This is a genomic window from Brevundimonas sp. ZS04 (genome assembly GCF_001956865.1).
In the GTDB taxonomy this organism is placed as follows: domain Bacteria; phylum Pseudomonadota; class Alphaproteobacteria; order Caulobacterales; family Caulobacteraceae; genus Brevundimonas; species Brevundimonas diminuta.
Genome location: NZ_MTHE01000011.1, coordinates 19,689 through 33,793, shown reverse-complemented (window position 1 = coordinate 33,793; position 14,105 = coordinate 19,689). Strand labels below are relative to the sequence as shown.

The 14,105-nt window shown below is 68.3% G+C and carries 17 protein-coding genes; 7 read left to right on the top strand and 10 right to left on the bottom strand.

What is annotated here, in order from left to right:
• Window positions 1–170: 170 nt before the first annotated feature.
• Window positions 171–737: an ActR/PrrA/RegA family redox response regulator transcription factor gene (locus tag BJP32_RS13240; RefSeq protein ID WP_076224487.1), complete on the bottom strand. Its 567-nt coding sequence runs from the start codon at window positions 735–737 to the stop codon at window positions 171–173.
• A gap of 70 nt (window positions 738–807) precedes the next feature.
• On the bottom strand, window positions 808–2,319 hold the full coding sequence (locus BJP32_RS13235; protein WP_052748035.1) for an ActS/PrrB/RegB family redox-sensitive histidine kinase: 1,512 nt from the start codon (window positions 2,317–2,319) through the stop codon (window positions 808–810).
• An 89-nt stretch (window positions 2,320–2,408) separates the two neighbouring features.
• Between BJP32_RS13235 and BJP32_RS13230 the strand changes: the two genes are divergently transcribed.
• The 3 genes from BJP32_RS13230 (at window position 2,409) to BJP32_RS13220 (ending at window position 5,086) form a co-directional block, all read left to right on the top strand.
• A complete protein-coding gene (locus BJP32_RS13230; RefSeq protein WP_076224455.1) occupies window positions 2,409–3,029 on the top strand; it encodes an SCO family protein in 621 nt (206 codons plus the stop codon).
• A gap of 97 nt (window positions 3,030–3,126) precedes the next feature.
• Window positions 3,127–4,407, top strand: a complete 1,281-nt coding sequence (locus BJP32_RS13225) for a polyhydroxyalkanoate depolymerase (protein ID WP_076224453.1) — start codon at window positions 3,127–3,129, stop codon at window positions 4,405–4,407.
• Window positions 4,373–5,086 (top strand): M48 family metallopeptidase, encoded by a 714-nt coding sequence (locus BJP32_RS13220; RefSeq protein ID WP_076224451.1) that lies wholly within the window; start codon window positions 4,373–4,375, stop codon window positions 5,084–5,086. The genes BJP32_RS13225 and BJP32_RS13220 overlap by 35 nt, the downstream gene beginning before the upstream one ends.
• Window positions 5,087–5,090: 4 nt before the next feature.
• On the opposite strand, the gene mmcB is transcribed toward BJP32_RS13220, so the two are convergent.
• The 3 genes from mmcB to thpR are packed head-to-tail and all read right to left on the bottom strand — an operon-like array spanning window position 5,091 to window position 6,665.
• Entirely contained in the window at window positions 5,091–5,537 is a 447-nt protein-coding gene (gene mmcB, locus BJP32_RS13215) for a DNA repair putative endonuclease MmcB (protein ID WP_076224449.1), read from the bottom strand.
• A gap of 25 nt (window positions 5,538–5,562) precedes the next feature.
• Window positions 5,563–6,129, bottom strand: coding sequence for a GNAT family N-acetyltransferase (locus tag BJP32_RS13210; protein WP_076224447.1), 567 nt, complete (start codon window positions 6,127–6,129; stop codon window positions 5,563–5,565).
• On the bottom strand, window positions 6,126–6,665 hold the full coding sequence (gene thpR / locus BJP32_RS13205) for an RNA 2',3'-cyclic phosphodiesterase (protein ID WP_003166667.1): 540 nt from the start codon (window positions 6,663–6,665) through the stop codon (window positions 6,126–6,128). Before thpR ends, BJP32_RS13210 begins: the two co-directional genes overlap by 4 nt.
• Before the next feature lie 126 nt (window positions 6,666–6,791).
• On the opposite strand from thpR, the gene BJP32_RS13200 reads away from it, so the two are divergent.
• Window positions 6,792–7,538, top strand: a complete 747-nt coding sequence (locus BJP32_RS13200; RefSeq protein WP_076224445.1) for a Bax inhibitor-1/YccA family protein — start codon at window positions 6,792–6,794, stop codon at window positions 7,536–7,538.
• Between the two features lie 136 nt (window positions 7,539–7,674).
• Here BJP32_RS13200 and BJP32_RS13195 read toward each other — a convergent pair whose 3' ends face one another.
• The gene (locus BJP32_RS13195) at window positions 7,675–8,016 is read right to left on the bottom strand and encodes a DUF2794 domain-containing protein (protein WP_003166665.1); all 342 of its coding nucleotides are present in this window, start codon (window positions 8,014–8,016) and stop codon (window positions 7,675–7,677) included.
• 155 nt (window positions 8,017–8,171) lie between these two features.
• Between BJP32_RS13195 and BJP32_RS13190 the strand changes: the two genes are divergently transcribed.
• From BJP32_RS13190 to BJP32_RS13180, 3 genes are all read left to right on the top strand, one after another.
• Window positions 8,172–8,969, top strand: a complete 798-nt coding sequence (locus BJP32_RS13190; RefSeq protein WP_162200520.1) for an enoyl-ACP reductase — start codon at window positions 8,172–8,174, stop codon at window positions 8,967–8,969.
• Between the two features lie 154 nt (window positions 8,970–9,123).
• Complete coding sequence (locus BJP32_RS13185; protein ID WP_046653062.1) at window positions 9,124–10,296, top strand: benzoate/H(+) symporter BenE family transporter; 1,173 nt, start codon at window positions 9,124–9,126, stop codon at window positions 10,294–10,296.
• Between the two features lie 101 nt (window positions 10,297–10,397).
• Window positions 10,398–10,571: a DUF1508 domain-containing protein gene (locus BJP32_RS13180; RefSeq protein ID WP_076224443.1), complete on the top strand. Its 174-nt coding sequence runs from the start codon at window positions 10,398–10,400 to the stop codon at window positions 10,569–10,571.
• A gap of 46 nt (window positions 10,572–10,617) precedes the next feature.
• On the opposite strand, the gene BJP32_RS13175 is transcribed toward BJP32_RS13180, so the two are convergent.
• From BJP32_RS13175 to ffh, 4 genes are all read right to left on the bottom strand, one after another.
• Window positions 10,618–11,322 (bottom strand): glutathione S-transferase N-terminal domain-containing protein, encoded by a 705-nt coding sequence (locus BJP32_RS13175; RefSeq protein ID WP_046653061.1) that lies wholly within the window; start codon window positions 11,320–11,322, stop codon window positions 10,618–10,620.
• A 68-nt stretch (window positions 11,323–11,390) separates the two neighbouring features.
• A complete protein-coding gene (rimM, locus tag BJP32_RS13170) occupies window positions 11,391–11,918 on the bottom strand; it encodes a ribosome maturation factor RimM (protein ID WP_076224441.1) in 528 nt (175 codons plus the stop codon).
• A 110-nt stretch (window positions 11,919–12,028) separates the two neighbouring features.
• Window positions 12,029–12,529 carry a 30S ribosomal protein S16 gene (gene rpsP, locus BJP32_RS13165; protein ID WP_003166663.1) on the bottom strand — a complete coding sequence of 167 codons (501 nt, stop codon included), beginning with the start codon at window positions 12,527–12,529 and terminating at the stop codon, window positions 12,029–12,031.
• Between the two features lie 24 nt (window positions 12,530–12,553).
• Window positions 12,554–14,077 carry a signal recognition particle protein gene (ffh, locus tag BJP32_RS13160; RefSeq protein WP_046653059.1) on the bottom strand — a complete coding sequence of 508 codons (1,524 nt, stop codon included), beginning with the start codon at window positions 14,075–14,077 and terminating at the stop codon, window positions 12,554–12,556.
• Between the last annotated feature and the right edge of the window lie 28 nt (window positions 14,078–14,105).

The following is a 14,105-nucleotide window of genomic DNA, read 5'->3' as shown; positions in this document are numbered from 1 at the left end:
GGGCCGGATGAGTGGTTTCTGCACGCTGAAAACAGGCAGACGGATTGAGGGCGCAAGACCCCTCATCCGTCAGGCTTCGCCTGCCACCTTCTCCCACAAGGGGAGAAGGACAATAAGGCGCGCCCTCAAGCCGTGAGCGACCACGTCGCGAGCATAGCGCGCAAAAAGGCCTATCGCGGCGCGCGCTTGGCCAGGATGCGCTGCAGGGTGCGGCGGTGCATGCCCAGGCGGCGAGCGGTCTCCGACACGTTGTGGTCGCACAGCTCATAGACGCGCTGGATATGCTCCCAGCGCACCCGGTCGGCCGACATGGGGTTTTCCGGCGGCTCGGGCGCCTCGCCGGTCGACAGCAGAGCCTTGACCACGTCGTCGGCGTCGGCGGGTTTCTGCAGATAGTCGACGGCGCCGGCCTTGACCGCCGCGACGGCCGTGGCGATGGCGCCGTAGCCGGTCAACATGACGATGCGGGCGTCCTCGCGCCGCTCGCGGATCATTTCGACCACCTTCAGGCCGTTGCCGTCCTCCAGACGCATGTCCAGCACGGCGAAGGCGGGGACCGACTGGCGCAGGGCGTCGTTCGCCTCGGCCACGGAGCCGGCGAGGGCGACGACGAAACCGCGCGATTCCAGCGCCCGACCCAGGCGGGTGCGCAAGGCCTGATCATCGTCCAGCAGCAACAAGGACTTGTCGCTGAGGGCCGCAATCTGTTCCGTGATCTGGGTCTCGAGTTCGGACATGAAATTCTCCTGCGGGTTCAGGTCGTGCGTCAGGGACGCAGGGTCAAGGGCCAAGCTCGCGACTGCGACATCAGGTTCCATCGCCTTCCATGGCCGAGGCCGTGACTTCCAGGGCCTGGCGCGGCCAGCGGACCGAGACGCGGGCGCCCCCCGGTTGACCCTTGGCGGCGTCGCCTGAACCCACCGAAACCTTGGCGCCGGACCGTTCCAGCAGGGTGCGGGCGATGAAGAAGCCTAGGCCCATGCCGCCCTGACTGGGAGCGATGGGGGCGGTGACCGGCGGAGGCGGCGCGCGGCGCTCGCGGCGGGCCGGACGGGTGGCCGAGGCGATCTGGGCGGCCAAGGCGCGGCGGGCCTTGGCCTGAGGACGGCTGGTCACATAGGGCTCGCCCAGACGCGGCAGGATTTCGGAAGCGAAGCCGGGGCCGTCGTCGACGATGTCGATCTCGATCCACCCGGCGTCGACCACCCCGGTCAGCTGGACGCGAGCGGTAGCGAAATCGGCGGCGTTCTCGACCAGGGTGGACAGGCCGTGGACGATCTCGGGCAGGCGGCGCAGGCGCGGGGCCTCCTGGCCGGGCGGAATCTTCAGGGCGATGTCGAAATCGAGATCGAAGCCCCGGTGCGGTTCCGCCACCTCCTCCAGCAGGGCCTTCAGGCCGATGTCGGCGAACAGGGCGTCGCCTTCCTCAGGTTGGGACGACAGTTGCTTGAGGATGGCGCGGCAGCGTTCCGCCTGTTGCAGGATCAGGGCGGCGTCCTCGGCCGCCGGGCTGCCTGCGGGCGCGTCGCGCAGCATCTCCTTGGCGACAACCTGGATGGTGGCCAGGGGCGTGCCCAGCTCATGGGCGGCGGCGGCGGCCAATCCGCCCAGGGCTGCCAGCCTCTGCTCGCGCTGCAGCACGTCCTGGGTGGTGGCGAGGGCCAGCTCCAGCTTGTCGGCGTCGGCCGCCACCTTCCAGGCGTAGCCGGCCGTGAACAGCACCCCCGTCACCAGGGCCAGCCCCAGCCCCAGGCGATAGAGGCCCGGCAGCTCCAGGTGCTCATGCAGCCGCCACGGCAGCGGCAGGGACCAGGAAAACAGGAAGCCCACGGCGATCAGCGCCATGACGCCCAGAATGACGGCCTGACGCGCAGGCAGGGCCGCCGCCGCGATCGTCACCGGCGCGACCAGCAGCAGGCAGAAGGGGTTGGCCAGGCCGCCGGTCAAGGCCAACAACGTCGCCAGCTGCAGGATGTCGAAACCCAGCTGGGCGGCGGTTCTGGGCCCGTCGGGCAGGCTGCCGTCGATGCGCCGCGCCCGCGCCATGGTGGCCAGGTTCATCACCACGCCCGCGCCGATCACGGTCAGGCACTCCCACAAGGGCAAGGGGAAGTGCAGGGCGAAATAGGCGGTCAGGATGGCCGAGGTCTGGCCGATCACCGCCAGCCAGCGCAGCACGATCAAGGTGCGCAGCGACAGGCCCCGCCCGCGCCGGGGCAGTTCCGGCAGACCGGCCAGTTCGCCGCCCGCCTGGGCCAGCAGATGCGGCGGGGCGTGGGGATGGGCGTGCGACGGGATGGGGGCTTCTGTACGGCTCACCGCTCTTCTATAGACCGGGCGAAGAGCGGCTGCACGGTTCGCCGTGTCGCGGCCGCCGAAACGACTTCAGTTCCCGATGAGGAGACGCCATGCCCCGCCGTCCCGTGATCCTGTTCGCCGCCGCCTGCGCGGTCATCGCCCTGGCGCTGGGCCTGATCACCATGGTGGTCGTCGGCGGCCGCCAGCAGGCGACCCAGACCACGGACGTCGCGACGGGCCAGCCCCTGGTCGGCGGCGACTTCACCCTGACCAATCAGGACGGCCAGATCGTCGACCAGACGATCCTGAACGGCAAATGGACCCTGGTCTTCTTCGGCTTCACCTATTGCCCCGACTACTGCCCGACCACCCTGGGCGTGCTGAACGCGGTGCAGGAGCGGATGGGCGACAAGGCTGAGGATCTGCAGATCGTCTTCATCAGCATCGACCCCGAGCGCGACACGCCGCAGATGCTGAAGGACTACCTCTCGTCGGACGGCTTCCCCGACGGCGTCATCGGCCTGACCGGCACGCCGGAACAGGTGGCCAAGGCCGCCAAGGCCTATCGCGCCTTCTATCAGAAGGTCGGCGAGGGCGAGGGCTACACCATGAACCACGGCCTGACCGTCTATCTAATGGGGCCGGACGGAAAGTTCCGCAGCGCGGTCGCCCACGACCTGGGGCCCAGCCGCACCGCCACCCTGATCGAGAATGCGATGGAGAAGGGCTGATCACCTTTCCCTGAACGAAGCGCCGCCGGTCTTTTTTGCGGCGCAGCACTCTGTATGATCGGCGTTCCGCATCGGCGGGGGCCGCAGTCGGGGTTTCATGCTCTACGCTTTTCACGAGCTCGCCTATCATTCGGCGACGCCGTTCCGGATCGGGGCCCAGATGGCCCGCCAGTTCTGGACCTCTCCGTTCAATCCGGCGTCGGACACGGCCATCGGCCGCACCGCCTACGCCTCGGCCGAGGTGTTCGAGAGCCTGACCCGCCGGTACGGCAAGCCCGACTGGGGGCTGGAGACGCTTGAGATCGACGGCAAGCCGGTTCGCACCACCGAACAGGTCGTCTGGTCCTCGCCCTGGTGCCGACTGGTGCGGTTCACCCGCAACATCGGCGACCTGAAGCGCGCGGGCAAACACGCAGCGGCACCCGCCGTGGTGATCGTGGCCCCGCTGTCGGGCCACTACGCCACCCTGCTGCGCGGCACGGTCGAGACCTTCCTGCAGGACCACGACGTCTATGTCACCGACTGGACCAACGCCCGCCAGGTGCCGATGCTGGAAGGGCGGTTCGACTTCAACGACTACATCGACCACGTGCGCGACATGCTGGCGGCGGTGGGGCCGCGCGCCCACATCGTCGGCGTCTGCCAGCCGGGGCCGCCGGTGCTGGCCGCCTGCGCGGTGATGGCGGCGCAGAACGACCCGAACCGGCCCGCCTCCATGACCTTCATGGGCTCGCCCATCGACGCCCGCCTGTCGCCGACGGTGACCAACCAGCTGGCCGAGGAAAAGCCCTTCACCTGGTTCAGGTCGAACATGATCCACACCGTGCCCTGGCCCTATCCGGGCGTCGGACGGCGGGTCTATCCGGGCTTCGTCCAGCTCTACAGCTTCATGTCGATGAACGAGGACAAGCACGTCGACGCCCATCGCCGCTATTTCGAGAGCCTGGTCGAAGGCGACGGCGACGGGGTCGAGAAGCACGAGCAGTTCTACGACGAATATCTGTCGGTGCTGGACCTGACCGAGGAGTTCTATCTCCAGACCATCGACATCGTCTTCCAGCAGCACCTGCTGCCCCGCGGCCTGTTGCAGCATCGCGGCGAGATGGTCGATCTGACGGCGATCGCGGACATCGGCCTGGCCACCATCGAGGGCGAGATGGACGACATCTCCGGCGTCGGCCAGACCCAGGCCGCGCACGGCCTGACGCCCAACATTCCCGACGACCGGCGCCTGCTCTACGTCCAGCCCAAGGTCGGCCACTACGGCGTCTTCAACGGCCGCCGTTTCCGCGAGGAGATCTATCCCCGCGTGCGCGACTTCATCGCCAGCAACGAAGCCCTCAGTGTCATACCGGAACGGTCAGCGTCTGCCGCTTGAGGGCGGCGGCGCCCTGAGACTGTCGGTCAATCCGCGCGCGCGTCGGCTGTCGATCCGCATCGACGCCCGCGCGGGCGAGGCCGTGGCCGTGGCCCCCAGCGAGCGACGTCTGGGTGAGGTCGTGGCCTTCGCCCGCGCCAAGGCCGGATGGATCGCCGAACGCCTCGCCGCGCGCCTCGATACGCAGCCGTTCGAACCGGGCGCCGTCGTGACCTGGCTGGGCCGCACCGTGCGGCTGGAAGCCAGCGGGGGCGCAGGAGCGGCCCGCCTGATCGACACGCCGGAGGGACCGGTGCTGCGCTCGGGCGGCGAGGGCGAGGCCTTCTCGCGCCGCATCGAGAACTGGTTCCGCCGCGCCGCGCGCGACTTCCTGGTCGAGCGAACCGACGTCCATCTGAAGACCCTGGGCCAGAAGCCGGTGAAGGTGTCCATCGTCGACACCCGCTCGCGCTGGGGCTCGTGCAGCCCGCACAATCGCTCGATCCGCTATTCATGGCGCGTCATCATGGCCCCGCCCGCCGTCGCCGACTACCTGGCCGCGCACGAGGTCGCCCACCTGGTCCACGCCGACCACAGCCCCGCCTATTGGGCCGTGGTCGCCCGCCTGGTCGGAGATCACCGCCCGCACCGCCGCTGGCTGCGCGATCACGGCGCAGCCCTGCACGCGGTGGGCGGATAGGGCATCAGTCCCGCATCGTCCTGAGCGCGCCCAGGCGGGCGAAGGCCAGGGTCAGGGCCTTGCGGCGCGCGGGCGCCAGGGGCGTCGCCGGCGCGTCGCGCACCACCGCCCCGCCGAAGCCGTCGGCCACGATCAGGCCCGGCTCGTCCGGCAGCACGCCTTCGGGGAACTCCGGCGCGACGGCGAAGTAGAAGGCGTCGCAGAAGGGGCCGTACTCCTGCCATTTGCGATCGACGCGGTAGTCGTCGATCCCCGACTTCACCTCGCAGATGACGATGTCGCCCTTGGGCCCCAGGGCCATGACGTCGGCGCGCCGCCCATTGGGCAAACAGACCTCCAGCAGGGGCGCATAACCCATGTCCAGCATCAGCCGCGCCGCCCCCCGCGTGACGGACAAGGTCGTTTCGGGGCGGCTGAAGACCAGTTCGAGGTGAAGCGCGGCGGCGGGCATTCGCCTTTATGTTCCGCCTATGTTCCTACCGCAAGCGCTGCCGGTTTACGCGCCATTGCTCGCGCGTCTGGCCCCACAGGTTGACCGCGTGCTCATGGAAGGGCGGCGGCATGACGCCCGGCCCGCGATTAATCGAACCCAGCCGCTCGGCCACCTTCTCCGACGCCCGGTTGTCGGGGTCGATGCAGTGGATGACTTCCGGCCAGTCCAGCACGTCGCAGGCGTAGTCCATCGTCGCCGCCGCGGCCTCGATCGCATAGCCCTTGCCCGTGGCGTCGCGGTGCAGGCTCCAGCCCACCTCCCGACCCGGCCAGCCATAGGGATGCAGCGGCCCGATGCGCCCCATCCACAGGCCGGTCGTCTTCTCGATCAGCGAGAACATGCCCTCGCCGTGCAGCGCCCACATGCCCGCGACCGAGGCCATGGCGCGCCACACCTCATGCCGGGACTGCACCCCGCCGATGAAGCGCGTCGTCTCGGGGTCGCTCATGAAGTCGGCCCAGCGCGGAAAATCCTCCAGCATCGGCGGGCGCAGGAACAGGCGTTCGGTCTCCAGCGTGGGACCGAGGGGCGATGTCGGGCGATCGATCACAACAGATACTCGCGTTCAAGGGTGTAGACGCTGCCGTCCCCGGTCAGAACGCTGGAATAGAGGCCGAAGCGATCCACGCGGATCGGCGGCGACTTCAGCAGATTGTGCCCGGTGATCCAGGCGCCGATGCGGTCGGGGTTCGCCTGGGGCTTCAGATAGGCCAGGGTGACGTGCGGCCGGTATTCGCGCTTCTCAGGCGGAACGCCCGCCCGCTCGCCCGCCGACCGACAGCGCCCGGCCAGGACGTTCAGCCGCTCGGACCGCTCCAGCCCGGCCCACAAGGTATGGCTGCGATGCGCGTCGCCGAAGGCGCCGACGCCGTTCAGGGTGATCTCGAAGGCCCCGCCGCCCTCGGCGCGGGTCAGTTCCGAGGCCAGGTCGTCGGCCGTCCGCTCGGACGCCTCGCCATAGAAGGCCAGGGTGACGTGCAGGGCGTCCAGCGGCCGCCAGCGCGCGCCGGGCAGGCCGGATTGACGCCGCGCCAGGGTCTCGGCGACGTCCTCGGGGATCGGAATGGCGGTGAACAGGCGCAACATGCGACCCTTGGTAGCGGGCGGAACAGGCGGCCGGAAGTCCGGTTTTTCTTGCAAGGATGCGTCTGCATCCCGATATTTCAGCCAAAGGTCGGGACATTCCCGGCCGAATGGGAGACTTCTTTCGCGATGAGCGATTTCAACAACGGCTATGCGCGCCCGCTTCCGCAGTCGGCGGACATGTCCGTCGACGCCGGTCTGCGCGCCTTCATGCTGGGCGTCTACAACAAGCTGGCGATCGGTCTGGTCGTCGCGGGCGCCCTGGCCTACGTCACCGGCAACGTCCCGGCGGTGCAGCAGCTGCTGTTCGCCCGCATGGACGACGGCCGCATCGGCCTGACGATGCTGGGCATGATCGTCCAGTTCTCGCCGCTGGTCATGCTGTTCGGCTCGATGTTCTTCATGAAGAACCCGACCGCCAAGGGCGTGAACATGCTCTACTGGGCCGTGGTCGCCACGATCGGCGCGGGCCTGGGCGTGCTGTTCCTGCGCTACACCAACGGTTCGCTGGCCTCGACCTTCTTCGTCACCGCCGCCGCCTTCGCGGGTCTGAGCCTGGTCGGCTACACGACCAAGAAGGATCTGACCGGCATGGGCACCTTCCTGATCATGGGCGTGATCGGCCTGGTCATCGCCTCGATCGTGAACATCTTCATGCAATCGGGCGTGATGTACCTGATCATCTCCGGCGCCGGCGTGCTGATCTTCTCGGGCCTGATCGCCTATGACACCCAGCGTCTGAAGATGACCTACTACGCCCTGGGCGGCGACAAGAACGCGATGGGCGTGGCGACGGGCTTCGGCGCGCTGAGCCTGTTCATCAACTTCATCAACCTGTTCCAGTTCCTGCTGGCCTTCATGGGCAGCCGCGAATAGGGGCTTTCCAAGTGCGCTATGGCCGTGACGCGGTCACGGCCGACTTGAGCGCAAGCCTCAAGCAGCCCGCAAGGCGATAGGCCAAAAAGAATGAGGCCCCGGCAGCAACGCCGGGGCCTTTTTCTTTTGTCGCCGCCTACTCCACCACCGTGAACTTGCGGCTGTCGAAGACGCGCAGAACCTGGGCCAAGTCGCGGCCGCGCTTCAGCACATGGCCGCCCTCGCCGATCACAGCCCACTGTCCCTGTTTCAGGCGCAGGGCCGGACGTTTCTCGATCCGATAGAGCGGCGCGTCGCCGTGGCGACGAAAGACGGCGAACTCAGCGTGGTCCTTCTGGCCGGCCATGGCGTAGTCGCGCCATTCGCCTGCCGCCACCATCCGCCCATAGACCCGCAGCATCTGGTCCAGTTCGCGGCGGTCGAAGAAGACCGGCCCCGCCTCCGGTTGCGCATTCGGACTGTCGACGTCGAAGCTCATGGCTTCAACTTAGGCCGCCTGCGGAGAAACGCCAGCCTCGCGGATTAAGGCCGGGCCGAGGCCTGAACGCTTGTCACCCGCCGCGCGCCCGTCCAAAAGGCGGAACAAGTTCTAGATACGGAGACGAACCCATGGCGACGAGCGAAGGCTGGGACATGCCCACCGGAGACCTCATGAAGGGCAAGAAGGGCCTGATCATGGGGGTCGCGAACTCCAGCTCCATCGCCTGGGGCATCGCCTCGCAGCTGGCCGCCCAGGGCGCCGAGCTGGCCTTCACCTACCTGGGCGAGGGTCTTGAGCGCCGCGTGCGCCCGCTGGCCGAAAGCGTCGGCGCCAAGCTGCTGATCCAGGCCGACGTCACCGACGACGCCTCCATGGACGCCGCCTTCGCCGAGCTGGAGAAGGAATTCGGCACGATCGACTTCGTCGTCCACTCGGTGGCCTTCGCCAACAAGGACGAACTGAAGGGCTCCTTCGTCGACAACACCACCCGCGACAGCTTCCTGCTGGCCATGAACATCTCGGCCTTCAGCTTCGTCGACGTGGCCAAGCGTTCGGCCCGGCTGATGCCGAACGGCGGCTCGATGATCACCCTGACCTACCTCGGGTCCGAGCGGGTCATCCCCAACTACAACACCATGGGCGTGGCCAAGGCCGCCCTGGAAGCCGCGACCCGCTACATCGCGCGCGACCTGGGGCCGAAGAACATCCGCGTCAACGCCATCTCGGCGGGCGCCATGCGCACCCTGTCGCTGGCCGGCATCTCGGGCGGGCGCGGCCTGCACTCCAAGTCGGCGCAGTTCTCGCTGATCAAGGAAGAGACCTCGATGGAAGGCGTCGCCGGCGCCGCCCTGTGGCTATGCTCGGACCTGGGCCGCTCGACCACGGGCGAAGTCGTCCACGTCGACGCCGGCTTCCACGCCGTCGGCCTGCCCGACGACATGGAAGGCTGAACCCGACCGGGTTTCGGACAGACAGAGGGCCGCCGGGACACCGGCGGCCCTTTTTGCATCTCCCCCCACTATCCGCTCATCCCGGCGTCCGCCGGATGAGCGGAAAGCCGCATTTCTACTTTCAGGCGTCCGCCCCTCGGCCTAGCTTGAACGCATGAGTGCCCTGCGCCTGCCGCCGCCCGCCAGTTTCTCCGCCGCCGCCGTGGCGACCGTCGTCGGCTTCGGCGGCACGGTCGCCCTAGTGGTGCAGGCCGGACAGGCCATGGGCGCGGCGCCCGCCCAGATCATCTCCATGGTCACCGCCCTGTGCCTGGGCATCGGCCTGCCCGGCGCAGTGTTGAGCTGGCGGCTGAGGATGCCCGTGGTGCTGGCCTGGTCGACGCCGGGGGCGGCCCTGTTGGCGGCCTCGACCCTCGGTCTCGGCTGGTCTACGGCCGTGGGCGCCTTCGTCATCGCCGGGCTGCTGATGGTGCTGACGGGACTGGTCCCGGCGCTGGGGCGGCTGGCCGAACGCATTCCCGCCGCCGTCGCCTCGGCCATGCTGGCGGGCGTGCTGCTGCCCTTCTGTCTCAAGCTGTTCCTGGTGTTCCCGACCGATCTGATGCTGGCGGCGGGTCTGCTGCTGGTCTTTGTGGTCATGCGGCGTCTGGCGCCCGCCTGGACCCTGCCCGTCGTTCTGGTCGCCGCCTTCGCCGTGCTGGCGCTACGCGGCCAGGTCGCCCTGCCCGAGGGGACCGGCCTGTTCGGCGCCCTGTCGCCCGTCATGCCCGCCTTCGACTGGAAGGCGGCGGTCAGCCTGGCCCTGCCGCTCTATCTGGTGACGCTGGCCTCGCAGAACCTGCCCGGACTGGTGGTGTTGAGAGCCGCAGGCTACGCCCCGCCCGCCGGAAAGCTGATCTTCTGGGGCGGGCTGACCAGCACCCTGCTGGCGCCGTTCGGGGCGCACGGCGTCAACCTGGCGGCCATCACCGCCGCCATCTGCACCGAGCCGGACGCCCACCCCGACGCCTCCAAACGCTGGACCGTGGGCGTGATCTACGGCCTGTTCTACCTGGTCGTCGCCCTGTTCGCGGCGCCGCTGGCGGGCCTGTTCATCGCCATGCCGACCGGCGCCCTGGCAGTCATCACCGGCCTGGCCCTGATCGCGCCCCTGACCGGATCGCTGGGCGCCATGATGGCCGCGGCCAAGGATCGCGAGGCGGCGGTGCTGACCTTCGCCGCCACCGCGTCGGGCGTGGCCGTGTTCGGGGTCGGTTCGGCCTTCTGGGGCCTGGCGGTCGGCTTCCTGGCCCTGGCGGCGCGGCGCTGGATTCCAGCGCGCGGCTGATCGCCTCACGGCCTTTTACATTTCACGCCCTTTACGCCTTGAGCGGGGCCGTGGCAGCTTCCTCGCCTCGGCCGACTGGCGGCCGTCAGAGCGAGGCGATCATGGCGCACAAGTTCGAAGTCTATCAGGACAAGGCCGGCGAGTTCCGCGTCCGGTTCAAATACAACTCGGAAATCATCTTCTCGACCGAAGGCTATTCCGACAAGTCGGGCGCCAAGCGCGCCATCGAGTCGATCAAGAAATACGTCGGCGACGCCCCGACCGAAGAAGTCTGAGACTGCGCGGGGGCGCGGCGCATCGCCCGCCCCCGCAACCTCGCCTTTAAGGCTGCGCCGGGATGCTCAGGCCCCGCTGCACGGCCGGTCGGGCCAGCCCGCGCGCCAGCCAAGCGGCCACGCGCGGGAAGTCCGCATAGCCGACCAGATCGCCCGCGCCATAGTGTTCGATCAGGTTGCGCACCCACCCCAGGATGGCGATATCGGCGATGGTGTAGTCGTCGCCCATGATCCACTGGCGGCCCTCCAGACGCCCTTCCAGCACGCCCAGCAGACGCCGCGATTCCGCGACGTAGCGATCGCGCGGCCGCTTGTCCTCGTACTCGCGCCCGGCGAATTTATGGAAGAAGCCGACCTGGCCGAACATCGGGCCGATGGCCGCCATCTGGAAGAAGACCCACTGCAGCGTCTCATAGCGCGCCGCCGGATCGGTCGGCAGGAAGCGCCCCGCCTTCTCCGCCAGATAGACCAGGATGGCGCCGGACTCGAACAGGGCCAGCGGCTTATGCCCCGGACCGTCGGGGTCGATGATGGCGGGGATCTTGCCGTTGGGGTTCAGCGACAGGAACTCAGGCGTCCAGGTCTCGTCCTTGCTGATGTCGACCCGGTGCGCCTCATAGGGCAGGCCCAGCTCTTCCAGCAGGATGGAGACCTTCACCCCGTTCGGCGTCGTCAGGGAATAGAGCTGGAGCCGGTCAGGATGCTGCGGCGGAAACTGGCGGGTGACGGGAAAGGCGGACAGATCGGCCATGAAGCGCTCCGGCTGGTGTGACCCCCTCCATGTTGGAAGCCTGCGCGCAATCCGCAACCGTGTCAGCGTCAGTCTTCGTCGAGATCGCTGACTTCGCTCGGGCGAACGATACGCAGCCAGCCTTCCTTGATGTGCAGTTCAGGCGCCGCCTCGCGCGTGAAGGGCAGATACCAGGTCGGGCCGCCCTCGGCTGGGGCGATCTCCAGCATGTCGTCGGCGCCGAAGTTCTGAACCGACTTCACCTTGCCCAGCACCACGTCGGACGGATCGCGCCCCTCCAGGCCGATCAGGTCGGTCAGGTAGAACTCGTCTTCTTCAGGCTCAGGCAAGGCGTCGCGGGTGACGAACAGCTTCTGGCCGCGCCGGGCGTCGGCCTCTTCCTTCGTCGCGATCTCCTTGACGCGCGCCACCACGCCCGCCTTGTCCGGCCGCGCCGAGATCAGGGTCAGCACCGGTTTGCCGTCCGCGCCCAGCAGCGGCGAATAGCCGACCAGCGCCATGGCGTCGGCGGTATAGGCGCTGATGCGCACCTCGCCCTTCACCCCGAAGGCGCCGCCGATCTGGCCGACCAGGATCAGTCTGTCTTCGCTGCTCATGACCGGGCTCCGTTTGCCGATGCGATGGGTCCAGATAGCAGAAAAGCAGCGCCCCGGAAGGACGCTGCTTTCCCGTTTCAACCGGCCGGGGCCGGATGAAGAGATAAGGCTCAGGCCTGCTCTTCGGTCGCCTCGGCGGCGACTTCAGCCGCAGGGGCTTCTTCAGCCGGCGCTTCTTCCACGGCCGGAGCGGCGGCGGCAGCGGCGGCGGCTTCAGCGGCCTCGGCCTTGGCGGCGGCTTCGGCTTCCAGGCGGTCGGCTTCGCGCTGGGCGCGCTCGGCGGCGCGTTCCTGGGCCTTCTTGCCCGGCTCGCCCTTCTTCGGGTTGTTGCTCTGGGTCCACTTGACCTTGCCGACCAGAACTTCGTCCTGGCTCTGGCTGATGAAGCGGGCCACGCGGTCGGTCGGCTGAGCGCCCTTGGCCAGCCATTCCGAGATGCGGTCAGCCTTCAGGACGATGCGCGGGGTGGCGCTGTCCTTCGGCAGCATCGGGTTGTAGCTGCCGACGCGCTCGATGAACTTGCCGTCGCGCGGGCTGTGCGAGTCGGCGATGACGATGTGGTAGTAGGGGCGCTTCTTGGCGCCGCCGCGGGCCAGACGAATCTTCAGCATTTTCAGTCTCTTTCTAGAAAGGCGTTAGTTCTTTTTGGGGAAGCCCGGCAGACCCGGAAGGCCCCCCGGAAGTTGTCCGCCGCCCAGACCCGCCAGGCGGTCCTGAATGGCTTTCATTTCATCGGCCGAGGGTTCCGGCATCTTGCCGCCGCCCAGGGCCTTCAGGCGGTTCATATCCGGACCGCCGCCGCCCATGCCGGGCAGGCCGCCCATCATGGAGGCCATCTTCTGCAGGTTCTTGCCGCCGCCCTTGGACAGCGACTTGACCATGTCGGCCATCTGTCGGTGCTGCTTCAGCAGGCGGTTGATGTCCTGAACCTCGACGCCGGCGCCCTTGGCCACGCGCTTCTTGCGGCTGGCGTTCAGCAGGTCCGGCTTCTTGCGCTCGGCCTTGGTCATGGAGCTGATGACGGCCAGCTGGCGGTCGATCATCTTGTCCGAGACGTTGTTCTCGGCCATCTGGTTCTTCAGCTTGGCCACGCCCGGCAGCAGGCCCATGATGCCCTGAAGACCGCCCATCTTCTTCATCTGGTTCAGCTGACCCGCCAGGTCGTCCAGATCGAACTGGCCCTTGGCCAGCTTGCGGGCCATCTTCTCGGCCTTGGCCTGATCCAGCTCGCCCGCGGCCTTCTCGACCAGGGCGACGATGTCCCCCTGCCCCAGGATCCGACCGGCGACGCGGCGGGCGTCGAAGACGTCCAGCGCATCGACCTTTTCGCCCGCGCCCAGATATTTGATCGGCAGGCCGGTGACGGCGCGCATCGACAGCATGGCGCCGCCGCGCCCGTCGCCGTCGGCGCGGGTCAGCACCAGGCCCGTCAGCGGCAGGCGCTCGTGGAAGGCGCTAGCGGTGCGCACCGCGTCCTGACCCGTCAGGCTGTCGGCCACCAGCAGGGTCTCGACCGGCTTGGCGATCTCGGCGACCTCGGCCACCTCGTTCATCAGCCCTTCGTCAAGGGTGATGCGGCCGGCGGTGTCGAGGATCAGGACGTCGAAGCCCTGCAGCTTGGCCGACTGCAGCGCGCGGCGGGTGATCTGGACCGCGCTCTCGCCCGCCACGATGGGCAGGGTCGCGACCTCGATCTGCTGACCGAGCGTAGCCAGCTGCTCCATGGCCGCCGGACGACGCGTGTCCAGCGAGGCCATCATGACCTTCTTCTTGTCGAACTTCGACAGGCGCAGGGCCAGCTTGGCCGAGGTCGTCGTCTTGCCCGAGCCCTGCAGACCGGCCATCAGCACGACAGCGGGCGGGGTCGCATTGGTGTTCAGCGGAACCGGCTCTTCGCCGCCCAGCATCTCGACCAGGCCGTCATAGACGATCTTGACCACCTGATCGGCGGGCTTGACCGCGCGGATGACTTCTTCGCCGGTCGCGGCCGTCTTGGCGCGGGCGATGAAGTCCTTGACCACCGGCAGGGCGACGTCGGCCTCGAGCAGGGCGACGCGGACCTCGCGCAGGGCCTCCTCGACATCCTTTTCGGACAGGGCGCCGCGGCCGGTGATCCGGTCGAAAACGCCTGTCAGCCGCTCGTTCAGAGCCTCGAACATTCAAACCCTTTCATGCGCCTGGGCCGTC

What these genes read in the sequence shown, in the direction of transcription:
- BJP32_RS13240 (WP_076224487.1), bottom strand. Translation starts at nt 737, where the DNA reads ATGTCCGAACTCGAGACCCAGATCACGGAACAGATTGCGGCCCTCAGC.
- BJP32_RS13230 (WP_076224455.1), top strand. Translation starts at nt 2,409, where the DNA reads ATGCCCCGCCGTCCCGTGATCCTGTTCGCCGCCGCCTGCGCGGTCATC.
- BJP32_RS13225 (WP_076224453.1), top strand. Translation starts at nt 3,127, where the DNA reads ATGCTCTACGCTTTTCACGAGCTCGCCTATCATTCGGCGACGCCGTTC.
- mmcB (WP_076224449.1), bottom strand. Translation starts at nt 5,537, where the DNA reads ATGCCCGCCGCCGCGCTTCACCTCGAACTGGTCTTCAGCCGCCCCGAA.
- thpR (WP_003166667.1), bottom strand. Translation starts at nt 6,665, where the DNA reads ATGTTGCGCCTGTTCACCGCCATTCCGATCCCCGAGGACGTCGCCGAG.
- BJP32_RS13200 (WP_076224445.1), top strand. Translation starts at nt 6,792, where the DNA reads ATGAGCGATTTCAACAACGGCTATGCGCGCCCGCTTCCGCAGTCGGCG.
- BJP32_RS13195 (WP_003166665.1), bottom strand. Translation starts at nt 8,016, where the DNA reads ATGAGCTTCGACGTCGACAGTCCGAATGCGCAACCGGAGGCGGGGCCG.
- BJP32_RS13190 (WP_162200520.1), top strand. Translation starts at nt 8,172, where the DNA reads ATGCCCACCGGAGACCTCATGAAGGGCAAGAAGGGCCTGATCATGGGG.
- BJP32_RS13185 (WP_046653062.1), top strand. Translation starts at nt 9,124, where the DNA reads ATGAGTGCCCTGCGCCTGCCGCCGCCCGCCAGTTTCTCCGCCGCCGCC.
- BJP32_RS13180 (WP_076224443.1), top strand. Translation starts at nt 10,398, where the DNA reads ATGGCGCACAAGTTCGAAGTCTATCAGGACAAGGCCGGCGAGTTCCGC.
- BJP32_RS13175 (WP_046653061.1), bottom strand. Translation starts at nt 11,322, where the DNA reads ATGGCCGATCTGTCCGCCTTTCCCGTCACCCGCCAGTTTCCGCCGCAG.
- rimM (WP_076224441.1), bottom strand. Translation starts at nt 11,918, where the DNA reads ATGAGCAGCGAAGACAGACTGATCCTGGTCGGCCAGATCGGCGGCGCC.
- rpsP (WP_003166663.1), bottom strand. Translation starts at nt 12,529, where the DNA reads ATGCTGAAGATTCGTCTGGCCCGCGGCGGCGCCAAGAAGCGCCCCTAC.
- ffh (WP_046653059.1), bottom strand. Translation starts at nt 14,077, where the DNA reads ATGTTCGAGGCTCTGAACGAGCGGCTGACAGGCGTTTTCGACCGGATC.